Below are 805 nucleotides of genomic sequence, written 5' to 3' on the forward strand. Positions count from 1 at the left end.
CCCCAGTCCCTGGGGACCCCTAGCCCCCCATCCCGACCTCATCATCCTCACTGGTCCAAATGCGAGTGGTAAGAGTTGTTATTTGCGTCAGGTGGGGTTAATTCAGTTGATGGCGCAAATCGGTAGTTTTGTCCCTGCTCGATCTGCTAGGTTGGGAGTGTGCGATCGCATTTTTACTCGTGTGGGTGCAGTAGATGACTTGGCGACGGGTCAATCGACTTTTATGGTAGAGATGAATGAGACGGCGAATATTCTCAATCATGCAACGTCGAGGTCACTCGTGTTGTTGGATGAAATTGGCAGGGGAACCGCGACGTTTGATGGTCTTTCTATTGCTTGGGCGGTGGCTGAGTATATAGCAACGGAGATTCGGGCGCGGACGATTTTTGCAACACATTATCATGAGTTAAATGAATTGGCATCGCTGTTGCCAAATGTTGCTAATTATCAGGTGACGGTGAAGGAGTTACCTGACCAAATTATCTTTTTGCACCAAGTTCAACCAGGAGGTGCTGATAAGTCTTACGGGATTGAAGCGGGAAGGTTGGCGGGTTTACCAAAGGTTGTGATTGCACGGGCGAAACAAGTGATGGGACAAATTGAAAAGCACAGCAAAATTGCAGTTGGTTTGCGTACAAGTCTTCAAGATGTCGATTAACGAATTAAATGTCGCTTTAACAACAAAATAATGTCGTTAAGCTTTTCAACGGTGTGTGAGGCTTATTTCGACCTCACCACATTATCGTCGCTTCGCTCCTGGGTGTGGGGTGTGGGGTGTGGGGGGGGAATCACATGTTTTGTACAT

The 805-nt window shown here is 47.7% G+C and carries 1 pseudogene; it reads left to right on the top strand.

Features of this window, described 5'->3' with window-relative positions:
• A pseudogene (locus DP117_RS34260) lies at positions 1-658 on the top strand (DNA mismatch repair protein MutS); the annotation flags it as partial.
• Between the last annotated feature and the right edge of the window lie 147 nt (positions 659-805).

Origin of the sequence: Brasilonema sp. UFV-L1, from assembly GCF_012912105.1 — a bacterium.
Taxonomy (GTDB): domain Bacteria; phylum Cyanobacteriota; class Cyanobacteriia; order Cyanobacteriales; family Nostocaceae; genus Brasilonema.